Source organism: uncultured Psychrobacter sp., assembly GCF_947500265.1.
Lineage (GTDB): Bacteria > Pseudomonadota > Gammaproteobacteria > Pseudomonadales > Moraxellaceae > Psychrobacter.
This window is the reverse complement of the sequence record NZ_CANMRN010000005.1, coordinates 192,077-215,015: the sequence shown is the minus strand read 5'-3', so window position 1 is coordinate 215,015 and position 22,939 is coordinate 192,077. Positions and strand designations below refer to the sequence as shown.

At 41.3% G+C, this 22,939-nt stretch carries 19 protein-coding genes; 12 read left to right on the top strand and 7 right to left on the bottom strand.

Going from position 1 to position 22,939, the window contains the following annotated elements:
- The first annotated feature begins 16 nt into the window (after positions 1 to 16).
- From Q0788_RS09320 to Q0788_RS09280, 9 genes are all read left to right on the top strand, one after another.
- Positions 17 to 535, top strand: coding sequence for a nuclear transport factor 2 family protein (locus Q0788_RS09320; protein ID WP_298809959.1), 519 nt, complete (start codon positions 17 to 19; stop codon positions 533 to 535).
- A 40-nt stretch (positions 536 to 575) separates the two neighbouring features.
- Positions 576 to 1,859: a Rieske 2Fe-2S domain-containing protein gene (locus Q0788_RS09315; RefSeq protein WP_298809956.1), complete on the top strand. Its 1,284-nt coding sequence runs from the start codon at positions 576 to 578 to the stop codon at positions 1,857 to 1,859.
- 2 nt (positions 1,860 to 1,861) lie between these two features.
- Positions 1,862 to 2,338: an aromatic-ring-hydroxylating dioxygenase subunit beta gene (locus Q0788_RS09310; protein WP_298809954.1), complete on the top strand. Its 477-nt coding sequence runs from the start codon at positions 1,862 to 1,864 to the stop codon at positions 2,336 to 2,338.
- A 30-nt stretch (positions 2,339 to 2,368) separates the two neighbouring features.
- Positions 2,369 to 3,112, top strand: a complete 744-nt coding sequence (locus tag Q0788_RS09305; protein ID WP_298809952.1) for an SDR family NAD(P)-dependent oxidoreductase — start codon at positions 2,369 to 2,371, stop codon at positions 3,110 to 3,112.
- 368 nt (positions 3,113 to 3,480) lie between these two features.
- Entirely contained in the window at positions 3,481 to 4,434 is a 954-nt protein-coding gene (locus tag Q0788_RS09300) for a PDR/VanB family oxidoreductase (RefSeq protein ID WP_298809947.1), read from the top strand.
- 137 nt (positions 4,435 to 4,571) lie between these two features.
- On the top strand, positions 4,572 to 5,498 hold the full coding sequence (locus tag Q0788_RS09295; RefSeq protein WP_298809945.1) for a flavin reductase family protein: 927 nt from the start codon (positions 4,572 to 4,574) through the stop codon (positions 5,496 to 5,498).
- A gap of 83 nt (positions 5,499 to 5,581) precedes the next feature.
- The gene (locus tag Q0788_RS09290) at positions 5,582 to 6,640 is read left to right on the top strand and encodes a TRAP transporter substrate-binding protein (RefSeq protein ID WP_298809942.1); all 1,059 of its coding nucleotides are present in this window, start codon (positions 5,582 to 5,584) and stop codon (positions 6,638 to 6,640) included.
- Between the two features lie 16 nt (positions 6,641 to 6,656).
- Complete coding sequence (locus Q0788_RS09285) at positions 6,657 to 7,184, top strand: TRAP transporter small permease (RefSeq protein WP_298809937.1); 528 nt, start codon at positions 6,657 to 6,659, stop codon at positions 7,182 to 7,184.
- On the top strand, positions 7,181 to 8,470 hold the full coding sequence (locus Q0788_RS09280) for a TRAP transporter large permease (RefSeq protein WP_298809934.1): 1,290 nt from the start codon (positions 7,181 to 7,183) through the stop codon (positions 8,468 to 8,470). Before Q0788_RS09285 ends, Q0788_RS09280 begins: the two co-directional genes overlap by 4 nt.
- 346 nt (positions 8,471 to 8,816) lie before the next feature.
- On the opposite strand, the gene Q0788_RS09275 is transcribed toward Q0788_RS09280, so the two are convergent.
- The 4 genes from Q0788_RS09275 to Q0788_RS09260 form a co-directional block, all read right to left on the bottom strand.
- Entirely contained in the window at positions 8,817 to 10,115 is a 1,299-nt protein-coding gene (locus Q0788_RS09275; RefSeq protein ID WP_298809929.1) for an FAD-binding oxidoreductase, read from the bottom strand.
- Positions 10,116 to 10,166: 51 nt separating this feature from the next.
- On the bottom strand, positions 10,167 to 10,592 hold the full coding sequence (locus tag Q0788_RS09270) for a Rid family hydrolase (protein ID WP_298809927.1): 426 nt from the start codon (positions 10,590 to 10,592) through the stop codon (positions 10,167 to 10,169).
- A gap of 156 nt (positions 10,593 to 10,748) precedes the next feature.
- Positions 10,749 to 11,897: a tyramine oxidase subunit B gene (locus Q0788_RS09265; RefSeq protein WP_298809924.1), complete on the bottom strand. Its 1,149-nt coding sequence runs from the start codon at positions 11,895 to 11,897 to the stop codon at positions 10,749 to 10,751.
- Positions 11,898 to 12,275: 378 nt separating this feature from the next.
- The gene (locus Q0788_RS09260; protein WP_298809922.1) at positions 12,276 to 13,076 is read right to left on the bottom strand and encodes an AraC family transcriptional regulator; all 801 of its coding nucleotides are present in this window, start codon (positions 13,074 to 13,076) and stop codon (positions 12,276 to 12,278) included.
- A 1,755-nt stretch (positions 13,077 to 14,831) separates the two neighbouring features.
- On the opposite strand from Q0788_RS09260, the gene Q0788_RS09255 reads away from it, so the two are divergent.
- The 3 genes from Q0788_RS09255 to Q0788_RS09245 all read left to right on the top strand — a co-directional run bounded on the left by Q0788_RS09255 (position 14,832) and on the right by Q0788_RS09245 (position 19,113).
- Positions 14,832 to 16,256, top strand: a complete 1,425-nt coding sequence (locus Q0788_RS09255; protein ID WP_298809919.1) for an aldehyde dehydrogenase family protein — start codon at positions 14,832 to 14,834, stop codon at positions 16,254 to 16,256.
- A 134-nt stretch (positions 16,257 to 16,390) separates the two neighbouring features.
- Positions 16,391 to 17,776, top strand: a complete 1,386-nt coding sequence (locus Q0788_RS09250) for an APC family permease (RefSeq protein WP_298809914.1) — start codon at positions 16,391 to 16,393, stop codon at positions 17,774 to 17,776.
- Positions 17,777 to 18,033: 257 nt separating this feature from the next.
- Positions 18,034 to 19,113, top strand: coding sequence for an FUSC family protein (locus tag Q0788_RS09245; protein WP_298809910.1), 1,080 nt, complete (start codon positions 18,034 to 18,036; stop codon positions 19,111 to 19,113).
- A 4-nt stretch (positions 19,114 to 19,117) separates the two neighbouring features.
- On the opposite strand, the gene feaR is transcribed toward Q0788_RS09245, so the two are convergent.
- The 3 genes from feaR to Q0788_RS09230 all read right to left on the bottom strand — a co-directional run bounded on the left by feaR (position 19,118) and on the right by Q0788_RS09230 (position 22,854).
- Positions 19,118 to 20,044, bottom strand: a complete 927-nt coding sequence (feaR, locus tag Q0788_RS09240; protein ID WP_298809908.1) for a transcriptional regulator FeaR — start codon at positions 20,042 to 20,044, stop codon at positions 19,118 to 19,120.
- A 267-nt stretch (positions 20,045 to 20,311) separates the two neighbouring features.
- Positions 20,312 to 21,928: a GMC family oxidoreductase gene (locus Q0788_RS09235; RefSeq protein WP_298809904.1), complete on the bottom strand. Its 1,617-nt coding sequence runs from the start codon at positions 21,926 to 21,928 to the stop codon at positions 20,312 to 20,314.
- 839 nt (positions 21,929 to 22,767) lie between these two features.
- Positions 22,768 to 22,854 carry a DUF45 domain-containing protein gene (locus Q0788_RS09230; protein ID WP_298810083.1) on the bottom strand — a complete coding sequence of 29 codons (87 nt, stop codon included), beginning with the start codon at positions 22,852 to 22,854 and terminating at the stop codon, positions 22,768 to 22,770.
- Between the last annotated feature and the right edge of the window lie 85 nt (positions 22,855 to 22,939).

Here is a 22,939-nt window from a genome sequence, read left to right as displayed (position 1 = left end):
CTATATAGGCATTATTATGACAACAGAAACAGTAGCCAGCCTAAGCAAACGCATTTGGGTGTTAGAGCAAGAAAGAGAAGTCCGTGCTTGTATGCAACGTTATATGTCGTTGTGTGACGTGCTAGACATGGGCTTTGATTTGTCGTTACTGATGGATTTGTTCACATCAGATGCGGTTTGGCAAGGTGTGGGTAAGCGTTATGCAAAGACATTTGGGGCGTATGAAGGAAAAGACGCCATTGCGAAAATGTTTGAAAAATACACATTACCGCCCGCCCACTTTGTTTTTAACTCGCATTTTTTGACCAATGAGTTTATTACCGTATCAGAGCAAACTGCAGAAGGCACATGGCTACTGCTTCAAACCGCAACCTTTCATGATGGGCGCTCGCAGTTGAGTAGTGCCAGATTGACCGTAACCTTTATGCTTGAAAACGAACAATGGAAAATTAAACACTTCCAGACTGAAAGCCTGTTTAATCGCCCTGTTGATACCCCTTGGGACGTGGATAAGGAATTGCCCACCCCAAAATAATCATGAAATGACAAATAAAAAAGTTCAAGGAGAGCCAGATATGTTAAATGAAAAACGTATTCCAGTCAGTCAATTAGTAGCCCCTGAAGGCGATAAAGTATTGTCTGAGATGTACACAGATGAGCAAGTATTCGACAAAGAAATGGATGCAATTTTTGACAATACTTGGGTATGGGTCGGCCATGAAAGTGAGATATCAAAAAAAGGCGATTATAAAACGGCCCGTATCGGTCGCCATTCAGTCATCGTATCACGTGACAGAAAAATGGATATCCACGTATTGGTAAACCGTTGCCGTCATCGCGGTGCAACCATTTGTGAGAAACACAAAGGTAATGCGCGAAGTTTTGTATGCCCGTACCACGGTTGGGGTTATGGACAAGACGGTACGTTACGCGCTATACCAATTGCGGGTCCTTATGAGGGTGTGATTGAGAAAGAAAATCTGCCACTTATCAGCTTACGCATGGAATCTTATCAAGGTTTGATTTTTGCTACTTTTAATAATGATATCGAACCGCTAGAAGACTTTCTAGGTGGTGCGAAAAAATGGATTGACTTGTTTATCAAACAAGGTGGTGGCTATCCAATCAAAACGTTGGGTGAGCACCGTTTTCGCTTCCCAGGCAACTGGAAAATTCAGCTAGAAAATACGACTGATGCCTACCATTTTCCAATCATTCATAAATCGTTTATCTCATCATTAGATGGTGATACCGCAGAGATTTTTGACTTTTTGGAAGGTGACGGTTTTGTAGAAGATTTGGGTAATGGTCACAGTGTGATGGTGATGATTCCTGAGTTAGTAGATTTAGAAGAAAACTTAGACGACCCAATTCCCAAGCGTTTTGAAGCACTGGCGGCAGAGTTAACTGCTGAAGGCCATAGCGATGAGAAAGTTCGTAAATTGGTTCGTGCCGCAGCGGGCTCAGGGTTTAACTTAAATCTATTCCCGAACGTGGCGTGTTCAATGGCTTTCTTCCGTGTATTAGCACCTATCGCTGTTAATGAAACTGAAATTCAACATATCGCTATCGGTGGTGATGGCGCACCAGATGCCTTTAACAAAGCCCGTATTCGTTTGCATGAGCATTTCCAAGGCCCAATGGGTTTCGGTACGCCAGATGATTCTGAAGCATGGGAACGTGTTCAAAAAGGCTCGCAAAGCGGCACCAACGAATGGATTTTAGTGAACCGTGGTCAAGAAATGGTCAAGCAAAATGAGCTCGGCAATGACTATAGCACCGTGTGTTCAGAAGTCGGTATGAAAGCGGCTTATAAGCAGTGGGCAAAAATGATGGGCGAATGGGAACAGGGAGAATAATGATGAGTAACGATATATACGTTAGCGTTTCGGCATTTATTGACTACGAAAATGATTTGTTAGATGCCAAGCAATACGATCAGTGGTTGCCTTTGTGGCAAGCCGACGGTGTGTATGTGGTGCCAATTGATACCTCAGATGACGATTACGTGAGTCGTTTGAACTATGCTTATGATGATGCTGACATGCGTAGAATGCGCGTGGCACGTTTGATGAGTGGCGAATCTGTATCGGTTGAAAGCAATGGCGGTACCATTCGTTTGACGTCTCGTTTACGAGTGAATGAAACCGAAAATAATATCATTGAGGCCCGCTGTGCCTTATTGATTAACGAAAGCCGTCTTGGTGTTCTTAAGCAATATGTCGCAAATATTGACTACAAACTTGTACCTAACGGTGACAGCTTTGTTATCAAGCAAAAAGTGGTCAAGCTGATTAATGCAGAAGACTACCTACGCACCATCAGCTACATCCTTTAATCCATCGGTATCTGTTAAGAGAGTGTACTTATGAAAGATGTCATCGTAATAACAGGTGCCGGTCAAGGTCTAGGCGAGTGTATCGCCAAGGCTTTGATCGCTAACGGTTTTTGTGTCGCAATTACCGACGTTAATAAAGAAAAAGCCGTAGAAGCCGCCACTAGAGTAAGCAGCAGTACAGATATTGCTGCTGGCTTTAAATTAGATGTGACCCAAAAAGCAGATTTCGAACAAGCATTAATCGATATCGAAGCGCATTTTGGGCAGGTGCAAGGTTTGGTTAACAATGCAGCACTTACCTTAACCACACCAGTAATGGATGTGACGGCCGAAGAGTTCGATAAGGTGTTGAGCGTTAATTTACGCGGTACATTATTTGGTTGCCAAGTGTTCGGTGCCTATTTTGCCGATAAAAACTACGGCCGTATCGTCAACATGACTTCATTAGCTGGTCAAAATGGTGGCGCCGCGGCAGGGGTGCATTATGCCTCTAGCAAAGGTGGCATCATCACTATGACTAAAGTGTTTGCCAGTAATTTAGCGGCAAAAGGCGTAACGGTAAACGCCGTGGCCCCAGGCCCTATGGATTTACCAATTGTACATGAGTTGGTATCACCTGAAAGACTTGCTCACTTATTGGAAAACGTTATACCGGTAAAAGCGTTGGGTAGCCCTGACTTTATCGGATCGATGGTGTCACAGCTAGTAGACCGTAATGCCTTTGGTGTGACAGGCGCGACATGGGATGCCAATGGTGGTTTATCAATGCGTTAAACGCTACTGATATGCACCTGATATTTTGGCAGTACGGCAATAGGATTGTCTGATAATCGGGACAGTTTGAATGTCCATATTGCCAAAATAGCGATTGGTTTAAAGCACATTTTTTAAAAGCCAGCGACTCCCAAGTGCTAGCAACTGTTAAAAAGCAACAAATGATTAAATACTGCCAATGGTTAAAAATGGGTCGTTATTAAAAGCCACAATTTGTTAAACACCGTTCAATGTTGTTAAACATAATGCTTTGTTAAAAATGACCACCCGTTAAAAGCCACGATTTCTGCATGCTGTGTGATTGGAGATTGGCGTAGGCAGAAAATTCTTAACCCTTCAATCAAATTTATGACAGGACTTAATCAATTATGAATAACTTACTTAATGTAACCATTACCGAAAGACAAATGATGTCCTCCGATGTGGTGTCACTTACCCTGACCAATGTAGATGGTTCACCATTACCTGCTTTTAGTGCAGGGGCGCATATTGCAGTTCATGTAAATGATGACACCATTCGTCAATACTCGCTTTGCAGTGCACCAGACGAAACCGCATTTTATCGTTTAGGTATATTAAAAGATCCTAAGTCACGCGGTGGTTCTATTGCGATTCATGAGCAATTAAAGGCGGGTGACACGGTCACTATCACTGAACCCAGTAACTTGTTTCCACTTGATATGACCGCTGATCACAGTATTTTAGCAGGCGGCGGCATTGGTATTACTCCAATGATTGCGATGGCCTATACCCTAAAAGCGGCAGGCAAATCGTTTGACTTACATTACTGTGTCCGTTCGCATAGCGAAGTCGCATTTTTAGATGAGTTACAACGCGATTTTGGTGATGAATTAAAAGTGCATTGCGATGATTTAGGTGACGAACAACGCTTAAACCCAGCCGTAGATTTTGGTGAAGCGGCAGCTGGTACCCATGTCTACACTTGTGGTCCATCAGGTTTTATGGACTGGATAATGGGCAGCGCGAAAGAAATAGGTTTCAAAGACAAAAATATTCATTTTGAATATTTCAGTGTCGAAGTAGACAGTACGGGTGAAGCATTTACCGTGATTGCTGAGCAAAGTGGCAAAACCATCTCTGTCTCTGGTACTCAAACCATTATGCAAGCATTGTCCGATGCGGGTATCAAGGTGGAAGTATCTTGTGAGCAAGGTATTTGCGGCACTTGTATTGTCGATGTATTAGAGGGTGAGCCGGACCACCGTGACCAATTTTTAACTGATGATGAAAAATCTGACAACGATCAAATAGCCGTTTGTTGCTCACGATCTAAGTCATCGACATTGGTATTAGATATTTAGTAGTGATGGCTTTTTATTAATAGGTATGTAAACAATTATTTGATTGCTATGGATAGCGTAGGGTTTTTTAGTGCGTTACTTTGCGTATAAGCCCTTTATTTTTAGTGAATCTTTTTCGTTAAATTCAGGAGAGTGTTATGTCAAATTTTGATCCCAAAGAACTGCGTCAGGTATTTAGCCAATTTCCGACAGGTGTTACTGTCATTACGACCCGTACGGCAGAAGGTGAGCCGATTGGTGTGACTGCCAGTAGTTTTAATACTGTATCAGTGAGCCCTGCGCTTATCTTATGGAGTATTGATAAAGGTGCACATAGTTTAGAGGCTTTCCAGAACTGTGAATATTTTGCCGTTAACATCTTAAGTGACCAACAGATTCCACTTTCTAACCGTTTTGCTGGACGTGGCCAAGATAAGTTTAGCGACGTTGACTATACCAATGGCTTAGGCGATAGCCCTTTACTGCCAGAAGCATTGACACAATTACAATGTAAAAACTGGAACATTTACGATGGCGGTGATCATTTAATTATGGTGGGTGAAGTGGTTGATTATAAAATTGCCGACAATGCCCGTCCACTCGTTTTTTCTCAGGGCTCTTATGCTCAAGCCAGTCCACATTATGATGTTTTAAACACCAAACAAGTAGATGTGTTAAATCAGCATGATTTTCTAGAAGACCACATACTCTATTTATTGAGAGCCTCTTATACCCAACTTAGCAAGGTTTTTTATGATCGCCTAAATGAGGCGGCAGGTGTTAGCCCTGAATTATGGCGCATTTATGCTTGCTTGGCTGATGGTAATCCTTTGGATTTAGACACCTTAGGACAGTTTGTTATGCAACCTAAAACTGCCTTATTGGATGCATTAAAGAGTATTGGTGCTCATGTACAGTGTGATACCCAAACGGCCTGTTTAACTGCGGAAGGTGTGCAAATCGCGCAAAAACTATTAGCGATTGAAAAGCAGTACAAAAAAGAGCTAGCCGATCGTGTGGAAGGTGATAGCTACAACGAAATGAAAAATACATTGCGTACTTTATATTCTAGGGAGATGTTGTAGCACCGTGCCTGATGCTATGTCATCAGGCTTAGTGTCATCGTTTTTTTAACATGACCTCACATTATCAACGAAAGGATTCAGCAATGAAATTGGCTTCATTTTTTTCAATGACAATACTCGCAACGGTTGGTTTGCTTGGTTGTTCTAACCAAGCAGATACCAATGCCGATGGCTCGTCTACGAACTCTCAAGACACGACGACCCTACGGTTTTCATATTATTGGCCTGCTACCTCAAACATGAACACAGAGATATTTGAACCTTGGGCTAAAAAGATAGAAGCTGATTCTAATGGTCGCCTAAAAGTTGAGCTGTACCCCTCAGCCACGCTCAGCGAACCAGGCGCAACCTATGATGCCACGGTCAAAGGCATTGTCGATATCGGCTCTCAAGCGCATGGTTTTACCAGTGGTCGCTTTCCTCTGACTCAAATAGCAGAGCTGCCAGGGCTTTCTAATTCTGCGACACAAATGGGCTGCATCGTACAAACACTATATGACAACGGCACCATTGCTAGTGAATACGAAGACTCGCACTTACTATTTGCCTATGGTGCAGGCCCAGGTGTATTGCATACAACCACTAAACCTATTAAAAAACCTGAAGATATGAAAGGCCTGCGTATGCGCCATCCCTCGGTAGTGGCGGCCAGCCTTATGGAAAATATGAGTGCATCGCCTATAGGTTTGCCTTCTAATGATATTTATACATCGTTACAGCGCGGTGTTATTGATGGTCTAAGCTTACCTTGGGGTGCGGTTGAAACGTTTAAAATTGATGAGCTGGTGAAATATCATACCAATATCCCTTTTTATAGTTCGGCGGCATTGGTAACGATGAATAAGCAAAAGTATGACAGCTTACCTGATGACTTAAAAAGTGTGATTGATGATAACTCAGGCATGGCCATGGCAAAAAAAGTGGGTGAAGTATTGGATAAGGAAGATCAAATCGCACTGAAAAACGCCAAAGCATTAGGTCAAGAAGTAACAGATATTCCAGATCCTCTTAATAATCCCGCATGGAAAGGCATTCTATTAGAAGGTACACAACAATATCTTGATGATGTGACTAAGCTCGGTCATGACGCGCAAGATGTTTACCAAAAAACCCAAGCGGCTAGCGCTGCCTGTAAAGTCTAACTTAGAGGAGCTACCTATGGAATACCTGGTGAAAACCAGTAATTTTATCTCAAGACTGTGTCAATTTATTGGGGGTCTCAGTCTTATTATTATTGTGCTTACAACCATGCTAGACGTAACCGCCCGTTATCTATTCAAACTCACAGGTGGTGAGTTTGGATTTACCGTCAAGGGCAGTGTCGAAATTGTCTCTTATTTCATGATGTTCGCATTATTGGCCGCTTTTGCCTCTTTTGTCGAACGCTCTCAAATCATTGTTGATGTATTCACCCAGAAAATGCCTCAGTCCATCAAAGGCTACATGATGGGCTGCTTTATGGTGGGCTTTTTTATCCTAGGTATTGTGTTTGCGTGGGGGCTTTATGAGAGTGCTTTCGATGCTATAGAGTACGGTAAGGTCACTCAAGACCTTCGAGTATCTATGATGCCTATTTATGCCTTTAGTGCCTTCTTAAGTCTATTACTCGCCATTCGCTCTTTAATCGAATCCATCAATATCTTTAAAACAGGCGAGTTCTTTGACGCTGAGGAGACAGGCGCATGAGTCCAGAAATTATCGGTGCGATTGGTTTAATTACTATGATATTGCTGGTCATTGTACGAGTGCCTGTAGCGCTCGCGATGTTAGGAGTTGGTCTGGTGGGTTTTGGTGCAGTGACTGCGCCAAGCGCTGCGGTACAAATGCTTAAAGACATTCCAGTAGATGTATTAGCCAAGTATGACTTTAGTGCGATTCCATTGTTTGTGTTGATGGGGGTGTTTGCCACGCATTCTGGTATGGCAGGTAAGCTTTTTGATGCCACTAGAACTATATTTGGCGGGGTTAGGGGGAGTCTCGGTATTGCCGGTATTGGGTCATCTGGTATCTTTGCCTCTATTTCTGGTTCTTCACTGGCGACTGCCTCTACTATGACCAAAGTTGCCTTACCGCAAATGGAGAAATACGGTTATCAACCCGGCTTTGCCTGTGGTATTTTAGCCGCTGGTGGCACGTTAGGTATTATGATTCCACCCAGTATTGCCTTGCTGGTTTATGCCATTTTAACCCAGCAGTCAGTTGGCGATATGTTTATTGCTGGCTTTTTGCCTGGAATGCTTGGCATGGTGATGTATTCAATCACCGTGATGATTATGGTACGTTGGAAGCCGCATTTGGCACGTCGCGGTGAGTCCACTTCTTGGAAAGCCAAGCTATTATCACTAACCGGACTTATACCCTTTAGCTTTATCTTTATCGTGATTATTGCAGGTATCTTCTTTGGCTTATTTACGCCAACAGAAGGCGCGGCAGTGGGCGCATTTGTGTCTTGGGCTTATGCGTTTGCCAAAGGCATGCGTATGAAAGGACTGAAGCAATCACTCATTGAGACGCTTGCGTTATCGGCGGTAGTATTTTTTATGCTACTGGGTGCCGAAGCTTTGGGTTACTTTATCTCAGTATCGCGCTTGTCTTATACACTCGCAAATTGGATTGGTACGCTAGCAGTGAGTCCCATGGTGGTTCTTATCTGCATTCTCATCATGTACTTTTTGCTTGGGTTGTTTATGGATGCCTTAGCGATGCTAGTGATTACCATTCCAGTCGTTTATCCAATCATTGTGGCGTTAGGGTTTGATCCGGTTTGGTTTGGTATTGTTGCTGTGTTGACGGTGGAGCTTGGTCTGATTACACCGCCGATGGGAATGAATATCTTTGTGATTAAGGCGATGGCGCCGCATATCAAACTTTCTGAGATGTTCAAAGGGGTTATGCCTTTTATTGTGTCTGATGTGATTCGACTGGTAATCTTAGTCGCTTTCCCTGCAGTATCTTTAGTGTTGTTGAGCTAACAGATATAGTCAGGCAGTAAGGGTTGTATCCAAAGGCCATATTGTTACTATAACAATATGGCCTTTTTTTGTTTCTTGAAAAAATAAAAGGCGTACCATTATATTTGAGATACTTAGGCGAAGCACATAGAACGATGCGAATCGCCGCGATTTTCTTAGCAATGGGTTAAAAAAGGACAACTATAGGTGTCCTTTTTAGTCAATTTTTTAGAATATAGTCAGTTACTGGCAGATTAGATACGGTGTCAGTTTTCACTTGGCCTGCTATGTGTAGTACTTTCACTCGGCTTCCTTGTATCCCAATTATCTTGAACTGGCCATATCAATGGTATTAAAAAGTGAAAAACTAAAAACGTGAGAATCGATAAGGCGCCGGATCAATCAAAGGCGTCGTACCCATCACTAAATCGGCAGCCAATTGTCCTGCGGCAGGCGAGGTGCCAAAACCATGACCACTAAAGCCAATGGCAACGGTCAATCCTGGCACTGCATCTATATTAGCAATGACTGGGTTAGAATCAGGTGTCACGTCAATAGCACCGCCCCATTCATTTTCAATCTCAGCATCTTGAAAAACAGGCCAAGCTTGTCTAAGGTTATTCAGCGCGTCTTGATTGAAGCTTTGGTTAATAGGAGGATTGAAGGTCCGTACTTTTTCAAAGGGGCTTATTTCATCTTTTGACCAGCGGCGACCCAGTTTCCAGTCTTCTATAAAAAAACTGTTCAGGCGTATATGCATCATGTCTTTACCATGTTTAAGTGCCCCTAAAAACTGTGTGCCAATTTTTAGGTGGTCAATGGTCAATGGTGCATCTAACGCGCCACGTTGCATCATGATAAAACTACCATCGATATGTTTTCGGAAAGAAAAATTAGGCGCGCCTACTGCTATATCGATAGGAATATGCGGTAACGGCTTGGTTTTAAATACTGACAAAAACAAAGGTAGTGTAGGGAAGTGTATTCCCATATTACCTAAGAAACGACGTGACCACGCACCAGAAGCCAGTAATACATTGTCGCATTGAATCTCACCATGCTCTGTAATCACACCTGAGACACGGCCTGCTGTTGTCATTAATGTGCGTGCCGAACAATTTTCAATCAATATCGCGCCTTTTCTTTGGGCAGCATTGGCAATAGCACTGGCAGCAAGTTCGGGTTCGGCACGACCATCAGATGGTGTATATAGAGCACCTTTCCAATCACCGATACCATTGGGTACTAGCTCATCTATTTGGCTTGGTGTGAGTAGCTTTGAGCCAAGCTTCAAATGATCGATTGATTTTAACCAATTCTCGTACCCTGCTATATCAGTGTCAGTTTTGCCTAAAAACATAATACCTGATTGGCGATAACCCACATCAGCACCAACACGCTCATTCATACCAGCCCACAATCTATCGGACTCTACTGCTAGTGGCACATCATTTTCGGCACGGCTCGTTTTACGTACCCAGCCTAGATTACGTGACGACTGCTCACCAACAAAACGGCCTTTTTCTAGTACTACTACTGGTACGCCTCGCTCGGTAAGGGTTAACGCGGCAGTTAATCCAACAATACCGCCACCAATAATGACAACTGTCGTTTTCTTTGGCAATTCAGTTGCAAGATTGACAATTGGTTTTATGATAGGTGCCATTGGAACCGTACTCCTTGCTGATTAATGTTATATACGGCCTGTGCAGGTGGCTTATTGTTGACCAATGTTAATGGTCACGTTTTCTGCAGTTGATGCGCCTTTATATGCTGTTACTTCTATTTCTACTTTGTAAACACTAGAGCTTAGTGGTGGGCAGCTGACAGTAGTGGCAGGATCAACACCTTTGAATTTTTCACCAAAGATTCCCATAACAACCATGGCATCTTTGGGGTCTTGAATAAATACACGTGTCATGACAACGTCAGCTAATGACGAGTCTACCGCGTTAAGTGCACGTTCGATATTGGCGAATACTTGTAGCGTTTGTTCTTCTAAGTCTTCAGCAATCTCTTTGGTTTCTGGACAACGGCCTGCCGTATTAGACACAAAAATCAGGTTGTCGACACAAACCAAGCGTGAATAACTGCTTTTTTCTTCTAATACTGAACCTGTTTTTAATTTGGTAACTTTTGTCATGTGAGTTCTCTTATTTGATGTTAGTGGATGGATGTTTTATAAATATAGGGATGATAAATAGATAACTGACTAAAATAATCACATTGCCGTGTTATAAGCACTTATCAATGTATTTTGGTCGAAGGATTTTAGTCAGCTATTATTAAAGCGTGTTGTTTAACGTAGTACTGGGGTATCCCATAAGTTGAGTTTCACACCAATACCTTTTTCGATCGCGTTACGATATACGACGGTGGCCCAAGCCACATCTTCAACTGGCATACCACCAACAGACATCACCACGATTTCTTCATCATTTTGGCGAGCAGGGGTGACACCAGCAACAATTTCACCAAGATCTTCAAGCTGATCCATGGTCATTGAGCCTTGTTCAATCATATCCATAAAGCGCATACCTACTAATGGTATGTGGTTATGGGCAGGTTTAGGCACTTCTTCGTACCAAGCAGTGTACAAACCGATACTGTCCATGACTTTACGTACGTCTTTGCCACTCATGCCTTCATCCAAACTACAGCTTGCTGGCATGGCTAAAAAGGCACCAGGTTTCACCCATTCGCGTTTAACGATTGGGTAGGTCGATGGATCGCCCACCTCGCCTGAATTGCAATAAGTCACCAGATCAGATCCTCGAACGACCTCTTCAACAGAGTCGACGATTTGGACGTTAACAATCTGAGGAAAGGTTTCAGCGAGCCATGCCGTAAAGCTGTCCAAACTTGCCTGGCCGCGACCTTTTATTTTAATGGTATCAACGTCTGGACAAGCTGCCATAAAAGAGGCAACTGTTGTTTTACCCATGACGCCTGGCCCTAAAAGCCCAATCACTTTTGAATCTTTACGGGCGAGGTGGCGTGCGCCTACACCAGGGACTGCACCTGTTCGATAGGCTGATAATAGGTTGGCTGACATGTATGCTAATGGCGCTGAAGTAACGACATCGGTCAATGTGAACATCAAAATAGAGCGTGGTAAGCCTATTTCGCGATTGGCAATGTTTGAGCCATACCATTTCACACCGCAAGTCTGAAAGTCACCACCAAGGTAAGCTGGCATCGCCATTAAGCGACGATCTGCTGTTGGTTTAGGCATGGTTGAAAAAGGGGATTCCTCAGGGAAAGTAATCATAGCGCCATGAGAGTCACTATTGGGGCCGGCCATACGATAGTCACCCTTTTGTAATAGGATGAACATCTCTTCCATGGTATCTACGCACTGTGCCATATCGGTCACACCAGCAGCGATCATGTCTGGTTCTGATAGGTAGATAAAATCTATCTGGGTACTCACATTTTCCTTTGTCATGGTGTCTTTATGTCCTTATTGGTCTGTAATGTTGGTGACCATTTAATATTTACATATTATAAAAACCATGCATAGAACAAATCGGAAGTAGCGCATAAATATAAGATGGCTTTCTTCAGAGTAACAGGACAAAACAACGAGAAGTTAGTGTAAGGAGATGTATGGCGACAGGTTTAAAAAAACCTCTAAAATAAGGGCTTAGGGGTAGTCAGTGTGATGACTTTGCAAAGCAAAGCTCAAACAGAATAAATAGTCTTACATGATGCAAAAAAGGCAAAATAAAGAAAAAAGAGTGCAAAAGGGTATTCAGATAAAAATCACGATGTAAACAGTACCGTGAACATTCAAAATAGCTTAAGTGGAGGAGTGAAGCAGTGGTTAGGCTTTGTAACTATACTGTTTTAAAATATTCTGAAATTCTTTTGGACCTTGGCCGTTGTATCGCTTAAATTGTCGGCATAAGTGAGACTGATCTGAGTAGCCCATATCTGTTGCCAGATCTATCAAACGCTCGCCATTACTTTGCATCAATTGATCTAATACTTGTTGATATCTCAAAATGAGGTTAAATGCTTTTGGCGACAAACCGTAATAGTTGTTAAATGAGCTGCTGATAGTTCGGACGGAGTAACCACTTTGTTGGCTTAGCTCAGCAACGCTGATATTACCGCGGTGCTGTAGCATCAGTTTGATTAACGTTTGTGATAAATCAGAGGATTCTACTAAGCGCTGGCGATGCACACACACTTGCTGAAAAGCAGTTATCTGTTGCTCAAAGGTGTGACACTCAGCAAGCCTTGCAAGTAGCTGCGCGGCTAGTGGCGAAATACTTTGTAGAGGTACGGTCTGATCAACAATGTCCTTTGGTTTGATAGATAAAAAATCAGGCATCATACCGATTTGATAACGAACACCAAAGTAAGAACATTCTTTTTCAATAAAAGTGCTGCCTAGTATTCTTGAGCTGCCACATACCCATGCTTCGGGCTTGTCATCATGCAGCTTGATAATAATATCAATACTGCCATCGGGTACAACGTTAACCGCCATCGCTGCTTGGTCTAAAGTAAAACAATAAAAATGTGAGATACCATCACGATTGATCTGTTTTTTCTGATAACTATTCTGTGCATATAGCATGAAATATGGCTGGATGGGTCTAATCAAATGTGTATTCATGAGATATCCTTATCTATGGTCATACATATATGGAAAGTACAGTAACGTTTAATGTAAACAAATAAAAGCTGTCACATGGTTAATGGTATTTTTCAGTTTTAAAAGTTTGTGTTATACAAATTCAGGGTTAGCTTTACTTTTCTATCATCTACATCTAACTAGGGCGTGTCCTCATTTTAAAAATGGTGATAAAAATGAGATAAATTGCCGTCAAACGAGGAAAGTAGTGCAGATAATATCGAGATATTGACCAACTATTTGACGATGTTTGGCAAAATTTAGCTATTTTTAGCCCATTTAGAGAGCACTCGTTTGAATTGAGGACACGCCCTAGACTCAGTCTAAGACTAGAAAGAAAAAATCAATGTCAGACCAATTATCTATCTCGTCCCTAATCACCACAAAAAGTAAACAAAAGTTGTTTATTTATATCAGTATTATGTGGCACTACTCATTTACTAAACTAAAATTTCACACCGCTTTGTCATGGCTAAATATTTAAGTTGGAATTGTAGACAGACCCATAAAGAGTGCCAGCCCCATCCTTACTCAGTAGTTTTCATCTGCATCTGTGCTTACAGAATCTATCATTATTTATAATAATCACCTGTCTCTTACTTAGATTTGAGACAAGAAATCCTTTGCACCAGTCAAGCCATATTCTCTGATTTGTATCTATGAATACCTCATCAAAAACAAGTTATGCCTTGCTGCAGTAGGTAATGACTATATTGGTTCTGGTTTAATCTTGCTAACGCTGGCTATTAATACAGGATTTGCAATAGAGCATGAACACAATATATCAATGATTATGTCTACAACATTAATTCCGCAAACATGTCTAATAACGTGGCTTACCGTGTAAACCAATAGGGTTTACTAGGAATAATATGAAAACAAAAAATGCTGACTGGCTTATTGTTTTTAAATCTAGTATTTCATTCTATCTAGAGGAGTTGAATGGTAATACTAATCTCATTTGCAGCCTTTTCGGTGAGTTAACGACAGCAATATTTTTATCAAAAAATCGTTCAATATATTCACATTTTTTTAGGTTTATCACGTTTTTATTCCGGCTATCAAAGCGAGAAATAATCCTAAAAAATATTATCAACTATTGTAGACAAGTAAAATAAAGTGAAAAAAATAATTGTTGAATGTTCAACTATCTAGTATATTCATTATATACCAATTTGATAAAAGATAAAAATAGGTATGAATAAGAGGTATCTATAATTATCTTTAAATATATAAAAACAAAACTATTGTTTATTTTTATATATTCAGTAGTAATCCTTGATACAGGTTGATCGAGCTGCTGATTCAATTGGAGCATCACAAATTTTTGTTGGTAGATCGCTAATATTAAATATCTATTGGCTCGCTATCAGATTTAGTGCAAATAATACCATTCCCTCAATTCTATCTTTAGACAACAAGGACGTTATCTATGATACACAAGCTTCCCAGTTCAAACGGCCAAAAAAATAGCCATATCATCAATACTAAAAACCATGATCATGAGCTCTTAAACAGAGAGATTCATATAACTTCAACCAGTAATTTAATACCTGTCCATGGTCGACGGGTAGTGGCTTATGGACAACATATTGATGAGGTGATACTCACAGATGGTATGTCTAGAGCGTTTTTTTAATAGGCGTCAAATTAACGATAAATGACGGGTTTTTATCAACCATAATTTTTTAATCACATAAATCATCCATCACAATTTTTACGATAAGGGTTAGTGCCATGCAAGAATTTAATTTAATTATCGACGGCGAAAAAGTGTCAACGAATGACTATTTTGACGTTATCAATCCAGCTGACAAATCAGTTGTTGCACGCTGTCCAAAAGCCAGTGTTGAACAATTAAATACTGCGGTCGCCGCAGCTAAAGCGGCATTTCCTGCTTGGTCAGCACTCACCTATGCAGAACGCCGAGATAAATTGATGCAGCTTGCAGATGCCGTTGAAGCCAAGAGCGAGGCATTTATAACCCTGTTAACCAAAGAGCAAGGCAAGCCTATCAATGGTTTCGCTGATTTGGGGGCAGGCTTTGAATTTGGTGGTACGCTCGCATGGATACGCAGCACTGCCAGCATGGAGCTGACACCAGAAACCATTCAAGACAACGACGCCGCACACATAGCTATTCACCGTAAGGCACTCGGCGTGGTGGGTTCTATTACGCCATGGAACTATCCATTGCTAATCGGTATTTGGCACATGATTCCTGCTTTGATTACGGGCAATACAGTCGTTATTAAACCTTCAGAGATGACACCGTTGACGACTTTGTTTCTTGGCGAAATTGCCAAAGATATTTTGCCAAAAGGTGTTTTGAATGTAGTGGCTGGCGCAGGTGAGATTGGCGGTGCAATGTCTTCGCATAAAGATATTGATAAAATTATTTTTACCGGCTCAACCCCAACAGGTAAAGCCATCATGAAAAGCGCTGCTGAAAACCTAAAGCGTTTAACGCTTGAGCTTGGCGGTAACGATGCCGGTATTGTATTGGCTGATGCCGATATTGAGGCTATTGCAGGTAAGATTTTTGCCACATCGTTTATAAACAATGGCCAAACGTGTGCGGCATTAAAAAGACTTTATGTACACGAAGCAGTATACGAGCAGCTTTGTGAAGCCATGACTAACATAGCAAATAGCATGAAAACGGGCAATGGACTTGATGCGGATACAGACTTTGGGCCGTTACAAAATGAGAAGCAGCTGGAGATTGTCAAAGCGCTTGCTCAAGATGCCAAAGAGCGCGGTGCCAACTTTTTATGTGGCGGTGAAGTGGTGGACGAGACAGGCTATTTCTATCCAATAACGTTAGTGAATAATATTCAAGATGGCGCGCGCTTGGTTGATGAAGAACAGTTCGGACCTATTTTACCGATTATTAAGTTTAGCGATGTAGAAGAGGCGATTACCAGTGCTAACCGTCTCTCTGTTGGACTTGGCGGTTCAGTTTGGTCAACAGACATCGAAAAAGCACAGAGTATCGGCTCACGTTTAGAGTGTGGCACCGTTTGGATCAATAATCATGCCATGGTACAACCTGATGCTCCGTTCGGTGGTGTTAAAGATTCAGGATTTGGTGTCGCATTTGGTGAAGCTGGGCTAAAGGAGTTTACCTCTATACAAACCATGCAAACCTCTAAATCTTAACCTCTATTTTAGAGATTATATTCACGTGTGTCTTATCCTAAAATAAGTTGAACATTGACAAGAAGTCAGATACATCCGAAATGGCATCTTTACGTCTTAGGTGGACATGCCCTTGACCATATAGGTTATATATCATGACAGAAACTATTAATACAAGCCCCCGTGTAGCGGCAGCCAAAAAGATTGGTTTGCTGACTATGATATCAATATGTATCGGCTTGGTTGTGGCTCAAGGAGCTATGATATCTGCCTTACAGGGTATTGGCATCGGAGGCAGCGCTTTTATAGCTGCAATGGTTGCCGCTTTGGTGATTGCTCACTTTAATATCATGAGCTTCGCTGAATTATCACTGATGTTTCCAGCAGAGGGAACACTGGCCACTTATACCCAAAAAGCAATCGGTCACTTTCCCGCTATCGTTTCGGTATATGCAGGCTATGTTTTGGTGGGGATATTAGGCGTAACGGTAGAGCTGTTTTTGGTAGAGGCTATGCTTGATGCGTTATTACCAGGCATGCTACCTGCAAAGGTTGTACCGATACTAATCTTGTTATTTTTATGTGTGACTAATATCAGAGGTATTGATGTCTTTGCCAAAGTTCAAAACTTGATCGTTGTTATTATGGTGTCAGCGATATTGTTAATTGGATTGGTTGCAAGTTTGCATCTTACTGCTCCAGCAGAAATAGTAGGTACTACTGTAGATTTTGGTATGGCTGGCGTGACAAATGGTAGTTTCATTGGTCTTATTGCCTTGGCAATGTGGTTATTCGTAGGTGCTGAATTTATATGTCCAATGATCAATGAAGTCAAAGATCCAAATAGCAACATTCCAAAGTCTATGCATATTTCAGTCACTATTATCTTTTTTATGTATCTTATTTTTGTTTATGGCGCCAGTCAGTTTTTAAGCGTTGAGACGATCCTCGAATCAAATGTCCCTTATGTTGACTATGCCATGTCATTATTTGGAACGGCAGGTTTGTTAATTGCGACAGTTATGGCATTGGCTGCCACTTTTAGTAGCGCCAACACTATTTTAGCTGCAATCCCACGTATGCTACATGGTATGGCTGAGCAAAAGCAGACGCTCCCAGTCTTTAAAACCGTTAACCGTTTTGGAGCACCTTGGCTTGCAATAGTAGTAATGACAGTGTTTATCTGTATTCCTTTTTTAGGACTTTCTATTGATTCGGTCATTCCAATGGTCATTGCAGCAACCATCAGTTATCTACTGGCTTATATTATTGCGCATATTGATGTCATCGTTTTGCGCCGCCGTATACCCAATCATTCACGCCCATATCGCACGCCGTTTTATCCTGTTCCGCAAATACTGGGTATCGTTGCTATGGTGTACATCATTATTAATAGTTCACCTGCACCAGAGATGACTGCAATGATTTTCCAAATCTTTGGAGGAATGTTATTAATTATTAGTATTATTGCGGCACTTTGGGTTAAGTTCTATATGAAAAAAGGTCTGTTTGAGGCTGATGCTATAGAGACAGATTCGTAAAGCAATATTAGCAATATCAACTAACCAGTAAGTTTAATAAGAAAGACTTAAGATTAAACATCAGTAATTGTTATCTTACTAAAGTAAAAATCAAATAAGAAAGGTTACTAATATTATGCTAAGCATAGTGTTGGTAACCTTTTTCACTAATATTAGAACTGACTAGCCGATGGGGTTTACGCCCAATAATCGTATTTATATAAATTTGGCTATAGCACGATTGCTAATCATAAAAAAGAAAATAAAGGAGCAACGTTTTGCTAACTACTATTAAGCGCTTGCTACGGAATGACATTAAGCACTTACTTACTGTGACTCAAAGTCGCAGGCCATGGCATCTACCTATTGTCAGCGCTATTGCTATTAGTTTTCCAGTATTTATTGGCGCTTATTTCGATGCTTTATCTTCAGGCGTGAAGGCTTCACTAGGGGCAATGATTATACTTAATTTGCCACTAGTAGGGTCGCTTGCATACCGTCTTGTCACTATAATGGCATGGGGTTTTGCTATGTCGCTATGTTTTGCGCTTGGCGCAATCGCTCAGCAAGTCCCTATACTTAAGCTACCAGTATTTACAATAATGGCCTTCGGTATTGTAGGGCTCGGTCGCTATTATCAGCAGCAGCCACCTGCAGGATTGTTTGTAATGATGGCGGGTGCTATCGCATTATTTATACCGATACCTTTAACTGAGCTACTGTCAGCCAGTGGGTTAGTGATGCTTGGCAGTGGGTTTTCTATGATCATGGCATTGCTGTATTCGTTATTTTTATTGGCAACTAGGCAGACGCTGCAAGCTCCACATTATAGCTATAAGCCAGATATTATCAGCGAGAGTATTATAGTGACAGGGTTTGTCAGTCTAGCCTTATTAGTGGCTGTCTTACTAAATATGCCTTATCCTTATTGGGCCTCTGTCAGTTGCTTTATTATTATTCAAGGTATTCAGTTGCGTACCATGTGGATCAAACAGTTACACCGACTACTAGGTACTGTGGTTGGTGTAGGTCTAGCGACTTGGCTGCTATCGTTTGATTTACTTATGTGGGAGGTTGCAATTATTATATTTGTAATGATGCTATGCATTGAGTCACTGATTGATCGACATTATGGACTAGCAGTAGTATTTATTACACCACTAACAATATTTATTGCTGAATATGGCAGCGACTTGCCAGCCTCCGTCCAAAACTATCAATCGGTTATCCAAGCGCGTTTGATCGATACTGCTTTAGGCTGCGTGATAGGATTAAGTGGTGGTATAGCGATGCATTCAACTGTGCTACGTAAACCAATACAACGGCTAGAACAATGGCTAGTAGTTCGGTTTGGGTAATAAATCACATTTGGTGTGGATGCAACTCACTGTAGGGCACTAATTGGGATTCGCGCCATACACTAGGCGACACTCCTTTAATACGTTTAAAAGAACGAGAAAATTGAGAGGTGTCAGAAAACCCCCAACGAAAAGCCACCTCAGTTAACGACAGCGGCTGATTTAACTTAGCTGATTCAATCAATTCTCTACAGCATTGCTCAATCCGCGTATTTAAGATAAGACGGGCAATACTGATATTGTCTTCCGCAAAAAGCCGATAAAGCGAGCGCTTTGACATTTTCATCTCTTCTGCTAATCGTTCGGGGCATAAATCTGGATCGGAAAGCAGTCGTAAAATATGTTGCTGCACTATCCTTTTTAATGAGGACGCAGTATCAGTACTTTTATCATCAATGCTTGGCTGGATTAAAGCACGAATGGCCTGCTGTATTGCTTGGCCTTCGCCATTGTGCTGAGAGGGTGGTGCATACGCCAATTGTTTTAAGATGGTTAACAAGACTTTGGTACTGGTTTGATGTGGTGACAGTTTAGAAAAGAGCGCTTTGTGGTTTATTCCAATATTGTTCCATTCACACCTTGGTATGTGAACCACCAGCTGTTGTACTAAACCTTGAGGGTACATGCTATAGCTAGCAGCAGGATCAACCAGTATGATTTCATCAGGCTGCAACAAAATTTGTTCGTGCTGGGCATGTGAAAAAACCATTGCCCCTTTTTGTTGCCAAACCACAAAGTAGTGTCTGTTTTCTTTAAGTGAACTGAATACGTGATCTATTTTTTGAGCATTGGTTTCTATGTAGGCAACTTCTAACCCGTCATAATTGCTTGACTTAATCTCACCAAAAAAAGTGGTATAGCTATGTGGTTGAGTACAAAAATCACCGCGAATATACTGAAGGGACTGCTCCCAACGTTCTAAACTTAACATCTACCTCTCCTATGCACCGAAGAATTCAAAAGATATTTTCATATCATTAAAAATAGCATAATGAGAAGATAATTAGTTGAAAAGTAAAATAAATAATAATTACGTTTATGGGTAAGTGTTATTTGATAAAAGTTTTTTGGTAAATACCCCGATATTAGCGGCTTGGCCTGAGTGCTTCTTTATTTTGATGGTTACAACTCATGTATCTTTGCTAGCACTCTTAGTATCAACGTTCTATCTGTTTCGCTAATATCGGGCAGACAACAATTACTCTTTTGACGCCTCATGAATAATAAAGTCAGCACCGCGCTCGCCAATCATCATCGCCACCGCATTGGTATTGCCACTAGGCAGTTGGGGACAAATAGATAAATCAATAACGCGAAGGTTTTTCACACCATGCACCTTGAGCGCTAAATCGGTTACCGCATCATTAGGGTTTGTGCTCATTTTGCAGGTACCTCCTGGGTGATAAACTGTTTTGATGTTTTCTCGAACGAATGTTTTAAGCCCTTCATAGTCATCGATAGCGATATTATTAGGCTCAACCACTTTTTTAATAATATGCTTTAATGCTGGCTGTTGCATCGCCTTTAAAGCGGTTTGCACCGCCCGTATCTGATTTTTTAAATCGTCTGGGTGCGATAGTATTTGCGCATCAATTTCGACCAAATCGTTAGGATTGGTTGACTTTAAGCGAACCGTACCTCGTGATTTTGACCTTAAGTGGCCCACTTTGATAGACACGCCATGACCTTCAGCCTCTGGTTTTTCTCCAGGGGTATTATCAAAATTGTCTAATAAAGGTAAAAAATGAAACTGAATATCTGGTCGCCCCACGTTTTCACTATCGATAAACGCGCCACCTTCTAAAATATTACTCGTCATTAACCCTGAGCGAGAAGACAGCCATTGAAGCATGTGTTTGATAGCAGATAGGCCTTTGTCTTGACCAAAAATACTAATGTCTTCTTTGGTTGTCGCGTTGATTGACATGTGTTGATGGTCGTGGAAGTTTTCACCAACAGGAAGATCTGCTTTGACCTCAATACCCATTTCATCAAGATGTGCTTTAGGGCCTATACCAGAAAGCAATAATATTTTAGGACTACCAAATGCACCCGATGAGATAATTACTTCTTGTCGGGCTTTAGCAGTTATTGTTTGACCCCCTTTGACAGAGTATTCAACACCAGACGCGACATTATCTTGTATTGTGACTTTGTGTACTAAGGCCTCTGTCAGTACGGTTAAGTTAGGGCTGTTTTTAACCGATTCTAAATAGGTTTTAGAGGTACTTGCACGTTCGCCATTTTTAGTCGTTGTTTGATAAAAGCCAACACCTTCTTGTGAGGCGCCATTAAAATCATTGGTATAAGGCAAGCCCATTTGCTGGCATGCTCGAATACAAGCCTGTGTTAAGGGGTGGCGATATCTGTTTTCACTAACGGGAACCGCGCCTGTTTCGCCGTGGTATTTATCACCCAAGCTTTCATTGGCTTCGGCGTTTTTGAAAAATGGTAGAACATCATCATAACCCCAACCATCGCATCCCCAGTGGTTTTTCCAATCGTCATAGTCTTCTTTTTGACCGCGAATATAAATCATGCCATTGACAGAACTACCACCGCCAAGCACTTTGCCCTGAGCAATCAGCATTTCACGGTTATTACATTCTTTTTGAGGTAGGGTGGTGTATGCCCAAGATTTTTTTTGGAAGACCTGAAGCACAGTGGCTGGAATTTTATGAAACAAACTGCTGTCCTTGGGGCCGGCTTCTAGCAACAACACCGTACCTATATTTGCCTGAATCAATCGCGCGGCAATGGCACAACCTGCTGATCCTGCACCTGTAATAATATAATCAAACTCAGAAGCTGCCATATACTTATCCTTGTATTACCATGGGTGTCTCATGATTATACGCAGATACAATTCATGGTCGCTTGACAACTCGTGCCATAAATAGAGCATTTCTTGCCATATCATTAATCTTTATAGACTCTGTAAAATACTATTCAACAAGTGGTTGTAGCATTCAAACCCCAACATTAAGACGTTTACCTAGATAAAAATGGAATAGATAAATCCTTTCAAGCTATGAAATCTAAAGATTGAAAGGGTTTTTTGTATTTTGAGAGTGGGGAATTACGCTTATATCTTGAATGAGTTTGGAAGACCTAAAGGTATGAGTGGATTGGCGTAAGTATTGATGCCAGATATTCGGTATCTTGTATGAAAAGGGATCGTAAGTGATGCAATGTTATGATGCGATGAGACATGAAAAGACCTCACAACTGGTAGGTTGTGAGGTCTTTCAAACCCCAATATTAAGCACATCACCTAAGTAAAATACCAATTAAAGAAAGGTTGCTAACACTATGCACAATATAGTGTTGGCAACCTTTTTTACTTCTATAAAAATCAGTCACATCGTATATGAATTTATGATATTGATATTCTTATAACCGCACTAATGAGGTGGTTGGCATCTGACAAATCTCAAGCCAGCCTATATCTAGCTTAAAAGTAGCGAATCTATATATCTGATCAGACAATAAGATACTACTCTCGCTGTTGCCAGTCATTTTGACCTACAGGCAACCGATCAAGTAAGTCACGTCTCGATCTCCAGTCAGATATGTGTGTATCTAATAATGCTTTAAATCTATCGTTGTGCTATCGTTCCTTAAAGTGTAATAACTCATGCACGATAATATACTCTAAACCGGGAAGGGCTTTTTAGCCAATTCAAGATTAAGTAATATTCGCCATTGCTCAATATTGCAGCTACCCCATTTAGCTTTCATCTTTTGTACTTGCTAGCCACAGACAGTCCCATCGATCTGACCAGACCAGACTATTTATTGATTAAAATCTCTCAAGTTAATGTCT